This is a genomic window from Pararhizobium sp. P1_E7 (genome assembly GCF_056405855.1).
Genome location: NZ_JBFUBH010000234.1, coordinates 1 through 889, shown reverse-complemented (window position 1 = coordinate 889; position 889 = coordinate 1). Strand labels below are relative to the sequence as shown.

General features: G+C 58.0%; 1 protein-coding gene and 1 pseudogene. One reads left to right on the top strand and one right to left on the bottom strand.

Annotated features, from left to right (window positions below):
• Positions 1-543 (top strand): universal stress protein (locus AC1D17_RS29145; protein WP_477568664.1); only part of this gene is annotated, 543 nt, incomplete at its 5' end.
• A 102-nt stretch (positions 544-645) separates the two neighbouring features.
• Here the strand turns inward: AC1D17_RS29145 and AC1D17_RS29140 are convergent.
• Positions 646-889, bottom strand: a pseudogene (locus AC1D17_RS29140) (pyridoxamine 5'-phosphate oxidase family protein); the annotation flags it as partial.

Sequence of the window (889 nt, the reverse complement as noted above, 5' to 3'; positions counted from 1 at the left end):
GCTGATGATATTGCGGTACGCGCGCTTTATGCCGACATCGTGTTGGTCGGACCTCAAGCCGCACGCGATGAGCAGTTTCGTAAGCAGGTTATCGACGGTGCTCTTTTCCATTCACCGACGCCGATCCTCTTCAACCCGACCGGGAGCGACGTCCACCCAGCGCCGAAGGCCGTTTTGCTGGCCTGGGACTCCAGCTACGAGGCTGCTCATGCAGCCCAGCTGTCGATTGATTTTCTCAAGAGCGCCGGCCAAGTCCACGTCGCGCTGGTCGATCCACTCGCTACCAGTTCCACCAATGGTGAAGAGCCGGGAGCAGACATCGCTCGATACCTCGCGCGGCACGGTGTAAACGTTGAAGTTGACCGCATTTCAAGCGGCGGTCGGCCCATCGACGAGACATTGCGACAACATGCGATCGACGTCTCTGCCGACATGATCGTCATGGGCGCTTATAACCACCCCCGGCTGCAGCAGCGGCTGTTCGGCGGCGTGACGCATTCGATGCTGAAAGAGGCCAACGTCCCACTCTTTCTGGCTCATTGAGGAAGAATCGGCGAGTGGAATGGTTATCGCCCGAAGCGGCAAGCGGGGCCGACAGGTCCGCCCAGACGTAAATCTGGGCGGCCTCTTGATACCAAGTCCTGCTTATTCCACCAGACTGGCTCTGCGTCCGTGGAGCTCCCCAACGACAATACCGTAAAAGAGATGCGGAGAAGCTGAAGATATCGGCAGCTCGTGCGGCTTGAGCGCGCCTATCTCCCACCAGTCAGGATATTGCTGTAAAACCGACCAGGCGTGTAGTCTTTGATTATGCCACGCTTCCGTATCCGGATATTCTTCAAATCGACCCTCGACGATAACGCTGCCCCATCCTTTGCCCTCGCTATCC